The organism is Streptomyces sp. XM83C, assembly GCF_023072675.1.
Taxonomy (GTDB): domain Bacteria; phylum Actinomycetota; class Actinomycetes; order Streptomycetales; family Streptomycetaceae; genus Streptomyces; species Streptomyces thermocoprophilus.
In genome coordinates, this window is the sequence record NZ_JALLGL010000627.1 from 1 (window position 1) to 898 (window position 898).

Consider the following 898-nt stretch of genomic DNA (forward strand, 5'->3'; position numbering starts at 1 on the left):
CTAGGTGGTGTCTTCAAATGTCACGCCCACATCAGGAGCGAGGCGAGGGTGACGGCTGCCTGGTAGGACTCGACGGTCTTGTCATAGCGGGTGGCAATGCCGCGCCACTGCTTCAAGCGGTTGAAGCAGCGTTCGACCACGTTGCGCCGCTTGTATAGCTGCTTGTCGAAGGCCGGCGGGCGCCCTCCCCGACTGCCGCGCCGGAGCCGGTTACGGACCTGGTCGGCCCGTTCGGGGATGGTGTGGCCGATGCCCCGCCGCCTGAGCCAGGTCCGGATGGCCCTGGAGCTGTAGCCCTTGTCGCCCAGCACGTGGGCGGGCCGGACCCGTGGCCGCCCCGGGCCGGGCCGGGGCACCCGTATCGCCTCCATCACGGCGGTGAACTGGGTGCAGTCGTTGGTGTTCCCACCCGTGATCGTGAAGGCGAGCGGACGGCCAAAGGCGTCGCAGGCCAGATGAATCTTGCTGGTCAGTCCGCCTCGGGAACGTCCGAGTGCCGGGTTGTGGAGCCCCCTTTTCGGGCCCCGGCGGCGTGCTGGTGGGCGCGGACCACGGTGGAGTCGACCGACACGAGCCAGTCGATGTCCCCGGCCGCATCCGCCCTTGCCTGGGCGGCACGGAGCATCCGCTCGAACGTGCCGTCCAGGGCCCACCGGCGGAAGCGGGTGTGCAGTGTCGCCCACGGACCGTACCGCTCAGGCACATCCCGCCAAGCGGTCCCGGTCCGGAACTTCCACACGATCCCGTTGAGCACCGTGCGGTCGTCCAGCCGCTTCCGCCCCCGCAACGACTCGGGCAGCAGCGGCCGGATGAACTCCCACTCAGCATCGGACAGTTCATGGCGACGTATCACCCAGCCATGATCCACCACCCAAGATCATTTGAAGACACCGCCTAG

General features: G+C 68.3%; 1 pseudogene. It reads right to left on the reverse strand.

The features are described from left to right. Window positions 1-20 precede the first annotated feature (20 nt). Window positions 21-850 (reverse strand): annotated as a pseudogene (locus MTQ10_RS30795) (IS5 family transposase). Window positions 851-898 lie beyond the last annotated feature (48 nt).